This is a genomic window from Malaciobacter canalis (assembly GCF_008000835.1).
Lineage (GTDB): Bacteria > Campylobacterota > Campylobacteria > Campylobacterales > Arcobacteraceae > Malaciobacter > Malaciobacter canalis.
In genome coordinates, this window is the sequence record NZ_CP042812.1 from 38,291 (window position 1) to 54,202 (window position 15,912).

The 15,912-nt window shown below is 28.5% G+C and carries 16 protein-coding genes; 7 read left to right on the forward strand and 9 right to left on the reverse strand.

The annotated features are described in order from the left end of the window. Window position 1: 1 nt before the first annotated feature. The 3 genes from ccoG to trxA form a co-directional block, all read right to left on the reverse strand. Window positions 2-1,348, reverse strand: coding sequence for a cytochrome c oxidase accessory protein CcoG (ccoG, locus tag ACAN_RS00185; protein ID WP_099334599.1), 1,347 nt, complete (start codon window positions 1,346-1,348; stop codon window positions 2-4). Between the two features lie 101 nt (window positions 1,349-1,449). After that, on the reverse strand, window positions 1,450-2,682 hold the full coding sequence (locus ACAN_RS00190; protein ID WP_099334600.1) for a glutamate-5-semialdehyde dehydrogenase: 1,233 nt from the start codon (window positions 2,680-2,682) through the stop codon (window positions 1,450-1,452). 122 nt (window positions 2,683-2,804) lie between these two features. Beyond that, window positions 2,805-3,122, reverse strand: coding sequence for a thioredoxin (gene trxA / locus ACAN_RS00195; protein ID WP_079578087.1), 318 nt, complete (start codon window positions 3,120-3,122; stop codon window positions 2,805-2,807). A gap of 154 nt (window positions 3,123-3,276) precedes the next feature. Here trxA and ACAN_RS00200 point away from each other — a divergent pair, with 154 nt between their 5' ends. After that, a complete protein-coding gene (locus ACAN_RS00200; RefSeq protein ID WP_079578088.1) occupies window positions 3,277-3,645 on the forward strand; it encodes a winged helix-turn-helix transcriptional regulator in 369 nt (122 codons plus the stop codon). A 10-nt stretch (window positions 3,646-3,655) separates the two neighbouring features. Here ACAN_RS00200 and ACAN_RS00205 read toward each other — a convergent pair whose 3' ends face one another. After that, window positions 3,656-4,633 (reverse strand): YhdH/YhfP family quinone oxidoreductase, encoded by a 978-nt coding sequence (locus ACAN_RS00205; protein ID WP_099334601.1) that lies wholly within the window; start codon window positions 4,631-4,633, stop codon window positions 3,656-3,658. Between the two features lie 108 nt (window positions 4,634-4,741). Here ACAN_RS00205 and ACAN_RS00210 point away from each other — a divergent pair, with 108 nt between their 5' ends. Further along, entirely contained in the window at window positions 4,742-5,089 is a 348-nt protein-coding gene (locus ACAN_RS00210) for a winged helix-turn-helix transcriptional regulator (protein WP_099334602.1), read from the forward strand. 24 nt (window positions 5,090-5,113) lie between these two features. On the opposite strand, the gene gltX is transcribed toward ACAN_RS00210, so the two are convergent. From gltX to hisF, 5 genes are all read right to left on the reverse strand, one after another. Further along, complete coding sequence (gene gltX, locus ACAN_RS00215; RefSeq protein ID WP_099334603.1) at window positions 5,114-6,514, reverse strand: glutamate--tRNA ligase; 1,401 nt, start codon at window positions 6,512-6,514, stop codon at window positions 5,114-5,116. 87 nt (window positions 6,515-6,601) lie between these two features. Continuing rightward, entirely contained in the window at window positions 6,602-7,669 is a 1,068-nt protein-coding gene (gene rlmN / locus ACAN_RS00220; protein ID WP_099334604.1) for a dual-specificity RNA methyltransferase RlmN, read from the reverse strand. Window positions 7,670-8,132: 463 nt separating this feature from the next. Next, window positions 8,133-8,669 (reverse strand): phosphorylase family protein, encoded by a 537-nt coding sequence (locus ACAN_RS00225; protein WP_079578093.1) that lies wholly within the window; start codon window positions 8,667-8,669, stop codon window positions 8,133-8,135. Then, window positions 8,666-9,346 (reverse strand): SIMPL domain-containing protein, encoded by a 681-nt coding sequence (locus tag ACAN_RS00230; protein ID WP_099334605.1) that lies wholly within the window; start codon window positions 9,344-9,346, stop codon window positions 8,666-8,668. Before ACAN_RS00230 ends, ACAN_RS00225 begins: the two co-directional genes overlap by 4 nt. 1 nt (window position 9,347) lies before the next feature. Continuing rightward, window positions 9,348-10,109: an imidazole glycerol phosphate synthase subunit HisF gene (hisF, locus tag ACAN_RS00235; RefSeq protein ID WP_099334606.1), complete on the reverse strand. Its 762-nt coding sequence runs from the start codon at window positions 10,107-10,109 to the stop codon at window positions 9,348-9,350. A gap of 73 nt (window positions 10,110-10,182) precedes the next feature. On the opposite strand from hisF, the gene rsmA reads away from it, so the two are divergent. Genes rsmA through ACAN_RS00260 form a run of 5 tightly spaced genes read left to right on the forward strand, consistent with a single transcriptional unit; the run spans window position 10,183 to window position 15,907 of the window. Continuing rightward, window positions 10,183-10,992 carry a 16S rRNA (adenine(1518)-N(6)/adenine(1519)-N(6))-dimethyltransferase RsmA gene (rsmA, locus tag ACAN_RS00240; protein WP_079578096.1) on the forward strand — a complete coding sequence of 270 codons (810 nt, stop codon included), beginning with the start codon at window positions 10,183-10,185 and terminating at the stop codon, window positions 10,990-10,992. Then, complete coding sequence (locus ACAN_RS00245) at window positions 10,964-12,943, forward strand: ribonuclease J (RefSeq protein ID WP_228145312.1); 1,980 nt, start codon at window positions 10,964-10,966, stop codon at window positions 12,941-12,943. Before rsmA ends, ACAN_RS00245 begins: the two co-directional genes overlap by 29 nt. Window positions 12,944-12,952: 9 nt before the next feature. Then, window positions 12,953-13,915: a KpsF/GutQ family sugar-phosphate isomerase gene (locus ACAN_RS00250; protein WP_099334607.1), complete on the forward strand. Its 963-nt coding sequence runs from the start codon at window positions 12,953-12,955 to the stop codon at window positions 13,913-13,915. Between the two features lie 8 nt (window positions 13,916-13,923). Next, complete coding sequence (locus ACAN_RS00255) at window positions 13,924-14,730, forward strand: pseudouridine synthase (RefSeq protein WP_079578098.1); 807 nt, start codon at window positions 13,924-13,926, stop codon at window positions 14,728-14,730. Next, window positions 14,723-15,907 carry a replication-associated recombination protein A gene (locus tag ACAN_RS00260; RefSeq protein WP_099334684.1) on the forward strand — a complete coding sequence of 395 codons (1,185 nt, stop codon included), beginning with the start codon at window positions 14,723-14,725 and terminating at the stop codon, window positions 15,905-15,907. Before ACAN_RS00255 ends, ACAN_RS00260 begins: the two co-directional genes overlap by 8 nt. The last annotated feature ends 5 nt before the right edge of the window (window positions 15,908-15,912 follow it).

Consider the following 15,912-nt stretch of genomic DNA (forward strand, 5'->3'; position numbering starts at 1 on the left):
ATTACTTAAAGCTATCATTTCTTGGATAAATAAATGATATTGTTTGTTCTTTAAATACTTCTTTTGGATTCTCTTTTGCAAACATTACTATTTTTACATCTATTGGAGTATCCTTTTTATCAGATAAAAATAGTCTTTTTTTAGTCTCTAAAATTAGAACTTTTTTAACTCTTTTGTCCACATCTAATTTAAATGGTTTAAATCTTTTAAGTGTAAAATTCTCATTATCAATGATTTTTATATCAAATGTGTATGCCTTTTTATCTCTATTTTGTATTGTTAATAAATAGTTATTTGTAACATGACCATCTTCTTTTATATTATAAAGTTTTGTTGTTTTATTTACATTTAGTAAAAAGTACTCTTTTTTTGATGCAGAAATAACTAATAATACAAAACATATCCCAATTGCTAAGTAATACATTATATTTCTAATACTAAAGTAGTTTGTTTTTTTATCTTTTAAAACTTCGTTTGTACTTCCCCAATCAACAAGTGTTTTTTTACCAAGTTTCCCCATTACACTTGTACAAGCATCTACACACTCAAGACAGTTTATACATTCAACTTGCAGACCTTTTCTAATATCTATTCCTGTTGGACAAATTTTTACACAAGCTTCACAAGCAGTACACTCTTCATGCTCTTGTAATTGCTTAGCTTTAAAAATAGTCTTTTCTCCATTTTTATATATCTCTCCTCCTCTATTTGTATTATAAATAGCTTGGATTGTATTATCATCATATAAAACAGATTGTATTCTAGAGTATGGACATACATATGTACAAAAATGCTCTTTTGTAAAAACAATATCATAAACTAAAAAAAGTGCAACAGTTACAATAAACATTACCATAAATACATGCTCTTTTGGTTCTTGCATATATCTAAAGAAATCTTCTGGTGGAATAAAATACCACATAAAATTTGTAGCAATTATAAGTGATAAGATACCAAATAAACTAATAGATAAAATCTTTTTGATTTTATTTTCTGTTTTTGAATAATCAACATCTTTTACTTTATTTTTAATTCTTCTTAAATTAAAAATCTTAGACTCTATTAAATCCCTATAAATTACTCTAAAAATAGTTTGAGGACATGCCCATCCACACCAAATTCTACCACCAATTGCAGTAGTTGCAAAAATACCAATAAATAAAATCATAAGTAAAAATGGCATGATGTAAAGCTCTTGCATCTCAAAAGCAAAACCTAAAAAGTGAAATTCCATTCTATCAAAAGATAGAAGTAGCATATGATTGCCATTTATTGTAATAAAGGGCAATACTAAAGTAAAAATTGTAATGGCAAAGAAGTTTAAATATCTCTTTTTTGCATATGTCATAAAAGCCTCCTAAAATATTTAATAACACTTTAGTGACATTTGGTGGCAAAAAAGTAAGCTTGAAAGTAAAAAGTGAGAAAAAAGTGACAAATTAGATAATTTTATCTAATTTGTCCATTTCCATAAATCTTATATTTAAATGTAGTAAGGTCATTTATTCCCATAGGACCTCTTGAGTGAAGTTTATTAGTAGAAATACCAACTTCTGCTCCAAGTCCAAAAGCACCTCCATCGGTAAATCTTGTACTTGCATTTGCATATACACAAGCTGCATCAACTTCATTTAAAAATTTATTTACAACTGAATAGTTTTCACTAATAATACATTCAGAGTGTCCAGAACCATGTTTATTGATGTGACTAATAGCATCACTTACATCTTTTACTACTTTAATAGATAAGATATTTGCTAAGTACTCTGTATCAAAATCCTCTTGTGTTGCAAGTGGAATATCAATATATTCAACTGTTTCTTCACAACCTCTAAGCTGAGTATTTTTACTCATAAAGTTTTCATGAAGTGGTGGCAATACATAGTTTGCTACATCTTTATGAACTAGTAAAGTCTCCATTGAGTTGCAAACACCAGGTCTTTGACATTTTGCATTGATTGCTATTTCAATTGCTTTTTTACCATCTGCAAATTTATCAATATATGTGTGACATAATCCTTTGTCATGTTTAACAACAGGAATAGTTGCATTTTGACTTATAAATTTAATTAGAGCTTCTCCTCCTCTTGGAACAAGTAAATCAACATATTTATCCTGTTTTATAAACTCTGCTACCCCTTGTCTTGTAGAGTTAGGTAATAATGAGATAGCTTGTTCTGGAAGTTTATTTACTGCTAATACATTTCTTAAGATATCTGCAATTGCTTTATTACTATGTTGTGCTTCTTTTCCACCTTTTAAAATACATACATTCCCACTTTTAAAACAAAGAGCAGCTGTATCACTTGTTACATTTGGTCTGCTTTCATAAATAATACCAATAACTCCAATAGGGATTGATACTTTTTGAATATTTAATCCATTTTCTGTTACCCAACCATCAAGTGTTCTTCCTACAGGTTCTTTAAGATTTGCTATTTGTCTAATTGCATTTGCCATAGCTTTTACTCTATCATTAGTTAGTAAAAGCCTATCTTTTAAATCAAGGCTTAAGTTTTCTTGTTCTGCTGCTTGCATATCTTTACTATTATTATGAACAATAAAGTCACTATGTTCTATTAAAGCATCTGCCATTTCATTTAGTACTTTATTTTTAACTTCTCCACTTAGTGTGGCTATTTCTCTACTTATTTTTTTTGATTGTTCTAAAAATTGTTGCATTTTAATTTTCCTATGTATACAGTAAGTCTTTGTTATTTTATCAAAAGTTTGTTTATAATTTAAGGCTTTATAGGTAGTTTTGTTAATTTAAGATAGCTAAAAAGGGATATTACCCCTTTTTATTATGCTAATGAGTTTAATTTTTCAGAAAGTGCTTGTTTAGAAGAAGCACCAACCATTTGATCTACAATTTCACCATCTTTCATAAAGATAATTGTAGGAATAGATCTAATTCCATATTTAACTGCTAAGTCTTGTTGCTCATCAGTGTTTACTTTACAAATATTTGCTTTTCCATCAAACTCTTCACCTAACTCTTCAATTACTGGTGCTAGCATTCTACAAGGTCCACACCATGGAGCCCAGAAATCTACTAATGATACTCCATTTGCTACTGTACTTTCAAAGTTCTCTTGTGTTAATTCAATATATTTTCCCATATTATTTTCCTTATTATTTTGTATTTATTAATTTGGCGAAATTTTATCTGTTTAGATACTTTTTGTCAAGTATGTACTTTTTAGTTTCATAGTAACCTTTAAGTAACCATTAAAGCTAATATTAGTAAACTTATAAAAACTATAAAGGCTTTTTATGGAATCTAACAACAAAAAATATAACTGTTTTTTTCAATTAGCAACTGATATTATTGGTGGAAAATGGAAAGGTATGGTTCTTTGGGCTTTAAAAAAAGATGTTAAGAGAAATGGAGAATTAAAAAGATTAATTCCAAATATTTCTCAAAAAATGCTAACACAGCAATTAAGAGAATTAGAAGAAGTAGGAATTGTTCAAAGGATTGTTTATCCTCAAGTACCTCCTAAGGTTGAGTATAAGTTAACAAAAGCTGGTGAGAAATTAATTCCTATTTTATATGATTTGCATGATTGGGGTAAAGAGTATGCTGTTGATAATGAAATTGGATTAAGATTTGATGAAGATGCAAATTGTGTAATAGATTAAACTTTTAAGTTTAATCTATTTTTACTAGATATCTTCCAGTAGCTTTTGAAGTTAATATTTTCTCATATGCATCTTTAATTTCATCTAGAGTTATTTGGCTTGTAAGTTTTTCTAAATTAGAATTTTTATACTCTTTTGCTATTTTTCCCCAGATCTTCTCTTTTTTTTCTAGGGGTATTTCAACTGAATCAATTCCTATAAGTCTTACTCCTCTTAAAATAAAAGGGAATACATTTGTATTTAATTCATGAGAAGATGTTAATCCACAACAAGTTGCAACTCCACTATGCTTTATCTGTTTTAATGCATGGGCTAAATATTCCCCACCTACTGTATCAACTACTGCATCATAAACTTCACTTAACATTGGTTTTTTATTTGAAATATCAAAATCTTCTCTTAATATTACTTCATTCGCTCCTAAAGATTTTAAATACTCTATTTTATCTTTTTTACCTGTTATAGTAACTACTTCATATCCAAGTTTTGCTAAGATTACTATAGCAATACTTCCAACTCCACCTGTTGCACCTGTAACTAATACTTTACCACTATTTATTGAGTTTTCTTGTAGTTCGTTTATACTAAGTGCTGCTGTTAATCCAGCAGTTCCATATACCATAATCTCTTTTTCATCAAGACCTTTAGGAATTTTAATAAGCCATGAAGCTGGTATTTTTACATACTCTTGATGTCCTCCATCTGTATTCATACCTAAATCATATCCAGTGGCAACTACTTTATCGCCTTTTTTAAAGTTTGAATTATTTGATTTTATAACTTCACCTGATACATCAATACCAGTTACATGAGGAAAAACTTTTGTAACTCCTTTGTTTCCAATAGAGCTTAATGCATCTTTGAAGTTCAATGAAGAGTAAGAGGCTTTTACTAATACTTCATCTTTTTCTATTTTTGGAATATCAATATCTTTTACAGAACTAATAAACTTTTCATCTTCTATTTTTTCTACTACAAATGCTCTCATTAATTTTCCTTTTTTTATAGTTTAAAAAAGTTTAGCTAAAATAAATAAGAAGCACAAGAGCTTACACAAAAGATATATAGTTTCAAAAAAGATACTAATGAGGGTTTTATGAATAAAGATATTGATTTAATAATTGATAAAGAAGATGAAAAATGTCCAGTTGAAATAGCCTTGGATGTGATTGATGGAAAATGGAAAATTTTAATACTTTGGTACTTAAGAAGAGATACAAAAAGATTTAATGAATTACAAAAACAAATGCCAAAGATTACACAAAAAATGTTATCCCAAAAATTAAAAGAGCTAGAGTTAGATGGTATTATTACTAGAGTTGTTTATCCCCAAGTACCTCCAAAAGTTGAGTACTCATTAAGTGAATATGGTAAGAGTTTAAAACCGATTTTAAAGCAGTTGTATTTTTGGGGAGAAAAGCATAAAAAGAGTAAAGAGTTATAAAATAAACTCTTTATTCTTTCTTTATTAAGCCTCTTTATTAAAGTTTTTATCTAGTGCTGTTCTAATTCTTAAATTTACTTCATCATATCCAAGTATTGCCATAATATCATAAACAGAAGGTGCTTGTGTTCCACCTGTAAGTGCTATTCTAATTGGTTGGAATAGTTGTGGGAATTTTAGCTCAAACTCTTTTATAAAAGGTTTAGTAATATCTTCATAATCACAAGCTAAATGTAGTGAGTCTTTTTTCTCTTCTAAAGTTTTTAAGTATGCATCCATAAACTTTGAAGTATCTTCTTTTATGAATTTTTTTACACCTTTCTCTTCATATTGAGTTGGTCTATTTATTATAATATCTATTGCATTTTTTAATTCTACTAATGTTTGTGCTCTCTCTTTTGATAAATCTAAAATCATCTCTTTTTTATCATGTCCTTGTAAGTGGCAATTAAAAAACTCTAACTCTTTTGCTAATCTATCATTTGATATATTTTTTATATAATGCGAATTTAACCATAGAAGTTTTTCTTGATTATATGATGATGCAGATTTATTTATATTTGAAGGATCAAATAGCTCAAGCATCTCTTCCATTGAGAATATTTCTTGGTCTTTATTAGACCATCCAAGTCTTACTAAAAAGTTTAATAATGCTTCTGGTAAATATCCTTGTCTTTTATATTCCATTACATCCATAGCACCATCTCTTTTAGAAAGTTTTTTCCCTTGTGGATTATTAATCATAGGAACATGGAAAAATTTAGGAATATCAAAACCTAAAGCTTCATAAATAATAATCTGTTTTGCAGTATTAGTTAAATGGTCATCTCCTCTAATTACATCAGTCATACCCATTAGTGCATCATCAATTGCAACAACAAAATTATAAGTTGGATTACCATTGCTTCTTGCAATAATAAAATCATCTACTTCATTGCAGTTTATATTCATGATTGACTTTACACCATCTACAAAAGTGATTTTTCCCTCAAGTGGAGCTTTTATTCTTACTACTGGCTCAATACCACTTGGAGGTGTTCCTGTAAAGTCTCTGTATCTTCCATCATATCTTGGAGTCTGTTTGTTCGCCATTTGCTTTTCTCTTAAAGCTTCAAGCTCATCTTTACTCATATAACAATAGTAAGCTTTTCCTTCATCTAAAAGTTGTTGAATATATTTTTTATAAATATCCATTCTTTTTGATTGGTACTCTACTTCTCCATCATAACTTAAACCAACCCACTCAAAAGCTTCAAGTATTGCTTTCATAGCATCATCATTATTTCTTTGAGTATCTGTATCTTCTATTCGTAATCTAAATTCACCATCTGTTTTTCTTGCCCATAAATAGTTATATAAAGCCGTTCTTAATCCACCAATATGTAGATATCCTGTTGGGCTTGGAGCAAATCTTGTAATTGCCATTATTTTCCATCCTTATTTTTATAACTTCTAAAAAATCCAATTGCTGAGACTATTGCAACTATACATATAAATACTATCATTACAATATCAAGAATTTCCATTTGATTCCTTTTCTTTTAACTGCCCACATGCTGCTGAGATATCAAGACCTTTTGATTCTCTAATAGTACAAAGCAATCCTTTATTTATTAAATATTCTTGAAATTTTACCATATCTTTACTTTCTGGTCTTTGATATGGTGTGCCAGGATATGGATTAAAGTAGATTAAATTTACTTTTGCTTTGATACCATTTAATAGTTTCAATAGTTTATCAGCAGATTTTATATCATCATTTTTATCTTTAATTACAAGATATTCAAACATAACTTTTTTTCTTGCATCAACTGGAAAGTTTCTTACAGCATTTATAATACTTTCTATATTATATGCTTTGTTCATAGGAATTAATTCACTTCTTAATTTATCATCAACTGCGTGTAAAGAAATAGCAAGTTGAATTCCTAAATCTTCTTTACCAAGTTTTTCTATTTTACTACTTATACCAGATGTAGAAACAGTTTGTCTTCTTCTGCTTATTGCAAGTCCATCAAGTTCACTAAAAACTTTAACTGCTTTTACAAAATTCTTATAATTATCAAGTGGTTCACCCATACCCATATAAACAATATTAAGTGATTTATTTTCAGCTATATTGTTATCTCTTTTGATATTAACAATTTGTGCTATATACTCTCCAACTGTTAAATTTCTTACAAAACCACCTTTTGCTGTTAGGCAAAATGTACACCCTACTTTGCATCCAACTTGTGAAGAGATACAAACAGTATATTTTTCACTTCTTTCTATTTTCCCATCTTCACTAATTTTTTTCTTTTTCATTAAAAGTAAAACAGCCTCAACTGTTAAGCCATCATGTAGTTGAAAAAGATATTTTATACTTCCATCTAAACTTTGCTCTTTTTTTACTATTTTCATAATATCTAAAGCATAATTTTCTTTTAATTGTTCTTTTAAATCATTTGGTATATTTTTCATTTCATCATATGATGAAGCATATTTTTTATATATCCAATTATAAACTTGTTTTGCTCTAAAAGAAGGTTTTAATTCTTCTTTTAACTCATCTAATGTAAAGTCATATATTGATTGCATTATTACCTTTCATTTACATCTATTCTAAAGCGTAAGTATACTCTTTTTCTACTCTATTTCTGCTTTTAATAAAATAAATTTTTTACTATAATATTTAATATATATGTTGTAAAGTTTAATAATTGTTTCACGTGAAACACTGAAATGAAATAGAGTTTTTTCTTTAATAAAGTATTTATTAAAATAATAAAGAAAAATAAAGTCTATGGTTAAAACAACTATAAAAAAGTACTAATTGAATAAAGTCTTGATAAACATAGTTATATAAAATATATAAAATTTCTAAAATCTAAAATCTTTTATTTTAATAGAATTTTAAAAAAGTTTATATAAATCACTAAATATGTTTCACATGAAACATCCTAATGAAAAAGCAAATAGTTAGTATTTTAAATTTTAAAGGTGTAATGCTTTGTAATCATCTAGCTAAGAATTTAAAATAATCGTAGTTATTTTACTACGATTATTTTATAATATTTTTCTCAATTAATGAGTTAGTAAGTTTAGACATAGCCTCTTTATGATTTTTTAGAAAATCTTCATGGGCAGTTTCATTAGTATAATTTGTAACTACAAATATTCCACCTACAGGAATTTCAAACTCTTTAGCAACTTGTAATACTGCAAAAAATTCCATATTTTCAACTCCAATACCGTAAGCATTAAACTTTTTGCTTAATGAAAAGTTTGAAGATATATAGTTTGAACTATTTACAATTGTATCATTTCTAACAAATTTATTTTCAGATTCTAATACATTATCAAGTGGAGTATATGAATTGTTTTGTAAAAAAGATAGCTCAATATTTGCTGCTCTTTTTGACTCAATTATATCAAAAATATTATGCTCTCCATAAGAGCCTGCACTTCCAACAAAAAGTATAAAATCAGGTTTGTCAAAAAGGCATTTTCTTGTTAGGTTGATTGACATCTCAATCAATCCTACACCCATAGGCTCAGCGAACTTAAAAGTTTCATTTCTACCTGCACAAATAATCATTTGCACTCCAATTTGTAATTAACACTCATTTTTATATTTTTTGCTGTTTGTTGTGGTACAGAAATTGAAGTATCAGATGATTTAGCACTATACATTACTTCACTTCCTCTATAATAAGAGTTTTGTAAAGAGTGTATATTTATGTGTTTAACTTCACATTTTTTTTTCAAATCAGTAGATAAATTTTTTGCATACTTCTCTATCCAAGTTATTGATTCATATCTTAAAAGATCAATAGCAATATTTGCTGAAGTATCTTTAACCTTCCATGATAAGTTTGAAACAATTATAGAAGTATCTCTATGGTTTTTTAAATCAATTAAGCCATTGATAAACTTACTAATCTTTTTTGGATCATTTGATTCAATACCATATTTTATCTCTCCAATATACCCATCTATATGTGGAGTATTACTTTTATATTTATATCTAGGTCTTATGTTAAAAGTACCAAGGTTTTTTTCTACATAATTCATATCTTTGATGTAGTTGTTAAACTTTTCAAGTTTTGAAGAAACTTTTTTTTCACTATCTAACTCTACAACTAACTTAATATCTGAATTTAAAATATCAGGTATTAATTTTTTTGTAAAAGTTTTTGAAAAGTCAATTTCATATGACAAAAGCGATAACGGAAGTACAGAAGATAATACTGCACATTTTAGAAATCTATTCATTTTATATCCTTACGGGAATGTTATTCTCTTTTAAGTAGTGTTTTAAATCCATGATATCTATCTCTTTATAATGAAATATAGATGCAGCTAAAGCAGCACTTGCACCACAATTAAAAGCATCTTTAATATGCTCCATTGTTCCAGCACCACCACTTGCAATAACTGGAATATCAACTACAGATGAAATTTGTTGAGTAATATTAAGTTCAAATCCAGTTTTAGCACCATCTGTATCCATTGATGTTAGAAGTATCTCTCCAGCACCTCTACTATAGACCTCTTTAGCCCACTTTACTGCATCAAGTCCTGTATCTTCTCTTCCACCTTTTACAAAAACATGATATGAACCATCCTGAACCTTTTTCACATCAATAGCTACAACAATACATTGTGTACCAAATCTTTTTGCACTTTCATTTATGAAATCTGGATTATTAACAGCTGATGAATTAATTGATACTTTATCACAACCTACATTTAGTAGTTTATATATATCTTCAAGTTTTCTTATACCTCCACCAACTGTTAATGGAATAAAAACCTCTTTTGCAACATCTTTTACAATATCAACAATTGTGTCTCTATTCTCATGACTTGCAGTTATATCAAGGAAAGTTATCTCATCTGCTCCTTCATTATTATATCGTTTAGCAACTTCTACAGGATCACCAGCATCTTTTAGTCCAACAAAATTTACGCCTTTTACAACTCTTCCATCTTTTACATCTAAACAAGGTATAATTCTTTTTGCAAAATTACTCAATTATTCTTTCCTTAATTTTAATAGTGAAAAATATTATCTAATTGTAAGTTAAAATTAGATATAATATCTGCTTATGGAAAATATTAAAGCTAAAAAAAAATACGGACAAAACTTTTTAATCGATAAAGCTGTTTTAAACGGAATCATCCAAGCGATGCCCAACAATGAAAATCACATTGTTGAGATTGGGCCTGGCTTAGGTGATTTGACAGAAAAATTAGTCAAGTACAAAGATATGACTGCTTATGAAGTAGACACTGATTTAATTGGTGTTTTAAGGTCTAAATTTAAAGACGAAATAGATAGTAACAAGCTAGATTTAGTGCATACAGATGTACTAAAAACTTGGGAGAGCCAAAAGACGTTACATGAGGGTAAATATGACTTAATAGCAAATTTACCCTACTATATCGCAACAAACATTATATTAAGAGCGTTAGAAGATACTAATTGTGAGCATATAATAGTAATGATACAAAAAGAAGTAGCAGTAAAATTTACTGCACAAGTAAATGAAAAAGAGTACTCTTCTTTAGGTATTATTTCACAATTATTAACAAAAGATTCGAAGATACTTTTTGATGTATCACCAGATTCATTCAACCCTGCTCCAAAGGTTGTTTCTTCGATTTTATATTTGAAAAAGAACATGACTAGTTCTTTAAATAGTGATTTTAAAAAGTTTTTAAAAGCCTGTTTTTCACAGCCAAGAAAAAAACTTTCAAAAAACTTATCCACTGTTGTAGAAAAGTCAGAACTTTCTCAAATCTTTAATGAACTTGATATAAGTGATAATAAAAGACCTCATGAAGTTAGCGCATCTTTGTATAGCCAAATGTATACAAAGGTTAAAAATGGAAGAGAAAAAAGTTCAAGAGGATAAAGTAGAACAGCATAATCCTAAGCAACAACAAAAAAGTTCAACGAATACAAGGCCAAGAAGTAATAATAAACCTACTTCAACAACTACAAAAAATAGTACAGAAAAAGCTAGTACTTCTACAGAAGAAGACAACAAAAAAAATATAAATAACAATAACCAAAGAAAAAGAAAACCAAGACCAAAATTTCAAAAAGGTGATGGTTGGATAAGTGATCTTAAGAAAGCACACTTAATCAATGAAAAAATTCATAGAGATAGATTAAATCCACACTATAAATTAAATCTAAATACAAATGCCAAAGTAAGAATAACTCCACTTGGTGGATTAGGTGAAATTGGTGGAAATATGATGGTTATTGAAACTGAAAACTGTGCAATTATTGTTGATGTTGGTATGAGTTTCCCTGATGATGATATGCACGGAGTTGATATTTTGATTCCAGATTTTACTTATATTAGAGAAATAAAAAATAAAATCGCAGGAATAGTAATTACTCATGGTCATGAAGATCATATTGGTGCAATGCCATATTTATTTAAAGAGATGCAATTTCCTGTTTATGGAACATCATTGCCATTAGAGATGATTGGTTCAAAATTTGATGAACATAAAATGAGAGAACATAGAAAATTCTTTAGAGCAATACAAAAAAGAACTCCTATAAAAATTGGTGAATTTGAAGTTGAATGGATGCATATTACTCACTCAATTATTGATTCATCATCAATTGCTGTAAAAACAGAAGCTGGAACTATTATTCATACAGGTGATTTTAAAATTGATCATACACCAATTGATGGATATCCAACGGACTTACATAGATTAGCACATTATGGGGAACAAGGAGTTTTACTTCTTACTAGTGATTCAACAAATTCACACTCTCCTGGTTTTACTAAATCTGAAAAAACTGTTGGTCCTACATTTGATAGAATTTTCGCAACTGCTAAAGGTAGAGTTATTATGTCAACATTCTCATCAAATGTTCATAGAATATCTCAAGCAATTGATAGAGGAATTAAACATAATAGAAAGATTTGTATTATTGGAAGATCAATGGAGAAAAATCTTGATTTAGCAATGACATTAGGTTATATAAAATTTCCTAAAGAAGCTTTTATTGATCCACATGAAGTTAATAAGTACAATGATAATGAAGTTCTTATTGTAACAACAGGAAGTCAAGGTGAACCAATGAGTGCACTTTATAGAATGTCTATTCATGAACACAGACATATTAAAATAAAGCCTACAGATCAAGTTATTTTATCTGCAAAAGCTATTCCTGGAAATGAAGCTAGTGTATCAGGTATTATGAATCACTTATTAAAAGCTGGAGCAAAAGTTGCATATAAAGATTTTAGTGATATTCATGTTTCTGGACATGCTGCACAAGAAGAACAAAAACTTATGTTAAGGCTTATTAAACCAAAATTCTTCATGCCTGTTCACGGTGAGTATAACCATGCATTAAAACATGGTGAAACTGGTGTAGAGTGTGGAGTTTTAGAAAGAAACTTATATATTATGAGTGATGGGGAACAAGTTGAAGTTACTCCAAAATATCTTAAAAAAGTAAAAACTGTAAAAACTGGTAAAGTCTATATTGACAATCAGTTAAATAATAAAATCGCAGATGATATTGTAATTGATAGACAAACAATGGCAAATGAAGGTGTGGTTATGATTGTTGCACAAGTAAATGAAGATGATAGAACATTAGCTCAAAAACCTAGAGTTACTTCATTTGGTTTGGTTCCAAATAAACAAGATAGATTTTTTGCAAAAGAGATAGAAGATATTTTATTAATTGCTCTTAAAAATGCAAAACCAGGAATATTTAAAAATAATAAAATTTTAGAAGACGAAATTAGAAAAGTAGTAAGAAAACATTGTTTTAGAAAATATAAAAAATATCCAATGATTGTACCTACACTAATCGTTCAGTAAGGATAAAAGATGAATTATAAAGAGCTTGCAAAAGAAGTACTATTAACAGAAGCAAAAGAGTTAGAATTAGCTGCAGAAAATCTTGATTTTGATTTTGAGAAATTAGTTGATTTGATTGTAAATTCAAAAGGAAAGTTAATAGTAACAGGTGTAGGTAAATCTGGATTAGTGGGAAGTAAAATAGCAGCAACACTAGCTAGTACTGGAACTAGTTCATTTTTCCTGCATCCAACAGAAGCAATGCATGGCGATTTAGGAATGATAGGAAAAGATGATATTGTTTTAGGGATTTCATATAGTGGAGAGAGTGAAGAATTAATTCAAATTCTTCCTCATTTAAAAAGATTTGACATTCCTTTAATTGCAATGGCAAAAAATAAAAACTCAACACTTGGAAAATATGCAGACTTCTTTTTAAATATAAATGTTACAAAAGAAGCCTGTCCTTTAGACACAGCCCCAACCTCTTCTACAACATTAACAATGGCAATGGGAGATGTTTTAGCAGTATGTCTTATGAAAAAAAGAGATTTTAAAAAAGAAGATTTTGCTTCATTTCATCCTGGTGGAAGTTTAGGTAAAAAACTTTTTATAAAAGTTGATGACTTATTAAGAAAAGATACTTTACCTGTAGTTTCACGTGAAACAAAACTAAAAGATGCAATTGTAACTATGAGTGAGGGAAGAATCGGAAGTGTAATTATAGTTGATGAAAATGAAAAAGTAATAGCACTTCTTAGTGATGGAGATTTAAGAAGAGCTCTTATGAATAAAGATTTCTCAATTGATTGTGCAATAGAAAAAGTTGCAACAATGAACCCAAAAGTTATAAATGATAAAAATATTTTAGCAAGTGATGCTTTACAAATTATAGAAGATTATAAGATACAACTTCTAATAGTTGTTGATGATGAAGAAAAGCTAGTTGGAGTTTTACATATTCATGATTTAATTGAAGCAGGCATAAAATAAGGAAAACCATGGCTAAAGAAAAAAATATCACAAAACAGAGTGAAGATTTAGTAAGATTAAATAAGTTTCTTTCTCACAATAGTACATACTCAAGAAGAGAAGCAGATAAAATTATTGAAGAAGGAAGAGTATCAATTGATGGCAAAGTTGTAACAAATCTTGCAACTAAAGTATCAGAAAATAATCTTGTAAAAATTGATAAAAAAGTTATTAAAGCTGATAAAAATAGAATGTATACAGTTATAGTTTATAATAAACCAAAAGGTGAACTAGTAACAAAAAGTGATCCTCAAGGAAGAAAAACTATTTATGATACATTAGGTAAAAAATATAAACACTTTTTACCAATTGGAAGATTAGACTATGCTAGTGAGGGTGTAATTTTACTTTCTGATAGTGTAGATGTAGTAAATAAATTAATGCATTCAAATTTAGAAAGAATTTATAAACTTAAAGTTGATGGTGAAGTTGACCATAAAGTAGAAAAAGCAATGTTGGAAGGTTTAGAGTTAGATGATGCAAGTGAAGGTGCTCACGAAAAATCAAAAATAAAATCTATGACTTTCGCACCTTTTGTTGCATATCAAATCCTTTCTGCAAACAATAATTTTTCAAAATTAAAAGTAGCAATTAGTGAGGGGAAAAATAGAGAATTAAGAAGATTCTTTGGACACTTTGGACTAAATGTTATGGATTTAAAAAGATTAGAGTTTGGCGGTATTTCATTGAATAACTTGCCAACAGGAAAAAGCAGATACTTAAATAAAGAAGAGTATAGAAACTTAAGAAAATATTTAAATAGCGATGATGATTGATTTATCCAACCAATTAAGACCAACAAGCTTAGAAAGCTTTGTTGGTCAATCTCACATTATTGGCAAAGACAAAGCCTTATATAAGCTTTTGATAAAAAAAGAGATTCCTCACCTATTTTTTTATGGGAAGCCAGGAACTGGAAAAACTACCCTTGCAAAAATAATTGCAAAACACATTAATAGTGATTACTACTACTTTAATGCAACTACAATAAAAATAGATGAATTAAGAAAAGTTTTTGATAAATATAAAAATTCACTAATTAAACCTATTGTATTTATAGATGAAGTACATAGATTATCAAAAAATCAACAAGAAGTATTACTACCAATAATGGAGAGTTATCAAGCTATAATTATTGGTGCAAGTACAGAAAATCCGTTTTTCACCCTAACCTCTGCTATTCGTTCTAGATCTTTTTTATATGAGTTTAAACCCTTAACAAATATTGAATTAGATGGAATAATTCAAACAGCATTAAATAATAGTGATATAACGCTAAGTAAAGAGGCTAGAGAGTATTTAATTGCTTCAAGTAGTGGTGATGCAAGGGCAATGCTTAACTTGCTTAATTTTGCCTCTAAAATAGAAAATAACATAAGCTTTGAAACTTTAAAAGAGTTACGCTCAAATGTAATTGGTGATGGAGTTAGTTCAAGCAATAGTCATTATGACCTTGCAAGTGCAATGATAAAGTCATTACGGGGTTCAGATGTAGATGCAGCACTTTACTATTTAGGAAGATTAATAAATGGTGGTGAAAGTGTTGATTTTATAACGAGAAGAATGGTTATTTTTGCAAGTGAAGATATAGGAAATGCAAATCCAAATGCCCTAAATCTTGCAGTAAGTACAATGCAAGCTTGTAATAAAATAGGATATCCTGAAGCTAGAATAATATTAGGACAGTGTGCTATTTATTTAGCATCTTGTCCAAAATCAAATAGTGCTTACAATGCTATTAATAAAGCGTTGGCTGATATAAAAGATGGTAGAATTTTAGAAATACCAAAACACATTGACTCTTTTCATAAAGGATACAAATATCCCCATGATTTTGGTGGATGGGTAGAACAAGAGTATTTAAATGAGCCAGTAAACTATTATAGTTCAAGTAATATTGCATATGAAAAAACTTTAAATGAATGGCTAAAAAAAATAAAAGGAATAAAGTAATGGAT

Bases quoted from the DNA above. Each gene is read 5' to 3' on its own strand.
- ccoG (WP_099334599.1), bottom strand. From the start codon at position 1,348: ATGACATATGCAAAAAAGAGATATTTAAACTTCTTTGCCATTACAATT.
- ACAN_RS00190 (WP_099334600.1), bottom strand. From the start codon at position 2,682: ATGCAACAATTTTTAGAACAATCAAAAAAAATAAGTAGAGAAATAGCC.
- trxA (WP_079578087.1), bottom strand. From the start codon at position 3,122: ATGGGAAAATATATTGAATTAACACAAGAGAACTTTGAAAGTACAGTA.
- ACAN_RS00200 (WP_079578088.1), top strand. From the start codon at position 3,277: ATGGAATCTAACAACAAAAAATATAACTGTTTTTTTCAATTAGCAACT.
- ACAN_RS00205 (WP_099334601.1), bottom strand. From the start codon at position 4,633: ATGAGAGCATTTGTAGTAGAAAAAATAGAAGATGAAAAGTTTATTAGT.
- ACAN_RS00210 (WP_099334602.1), top strand. From the start codon at position 4,742: ATGAATAAAGATATTGATTTAATAATTGATAAAGAAGATGAAAAATGT.
- gltX (WP_099334603.1), bottom strand. From the start codon at position 6,514: ATGGCAATTACAAGATTTGCTCCAAGCCCAACAGGATATCTACATATT.
- rlmN (WP_099334604.1), bottom strand. From the start codon at position 7,669: ATGCAATCAATATATGACTTTACATTAGATGAGTTAAAAGAAGAATTA.
- ACAN_RS00225 (WP_079578093.1), bottom strand. From the start codon at position 8,669: ATGATTATTTGTGCAGGTAGAAATGAAACTTTTAAGTTCGCTGAGCCT.
- ACAN_RS00230 (WP_099334605.1), bottom strand. From the start codon at position 9,346: ATGAATAGATTTCTAAAATGTGCAGTATTATCTTCTGTACTTCCGTTA.
- rsmA (WP_079578096.1), top strand. From the start codon at position 10,183: ATGGAAAATATTAAAGCTAAAAAAAAATACGGACAAAACTTTTTAATC.
- ACAN_RS00245 (WP_228145312.1), top strand. From the start codon at position 10,964: ATGGAAGAGAAAAAAGTTCAAGAGGATAAAGTAGAACAGCATAATCCT.
- ACAN_RS00250 (WP_099334607.1), top strand. From the start codon at position 12,953: ATGAATTATAAAGAGCTTGCAAAAGAAGTACTATTAACAGAAGCAAAA.
- ACAN_RS00255 (WP_079578098.1), top strand. From the start codon at position 13,924: ATGGCTAAAGAAAAAAATATCACAAAACAGAGTGAAGATTTAGTAAGA.
- ACAN_RS00260 (WP_099334684.1), top strand. From the start codon at position 14,723: ATGATTGATTTATCCAACCAATTAAGACCAACAAGCTTAGAAAGCTTT.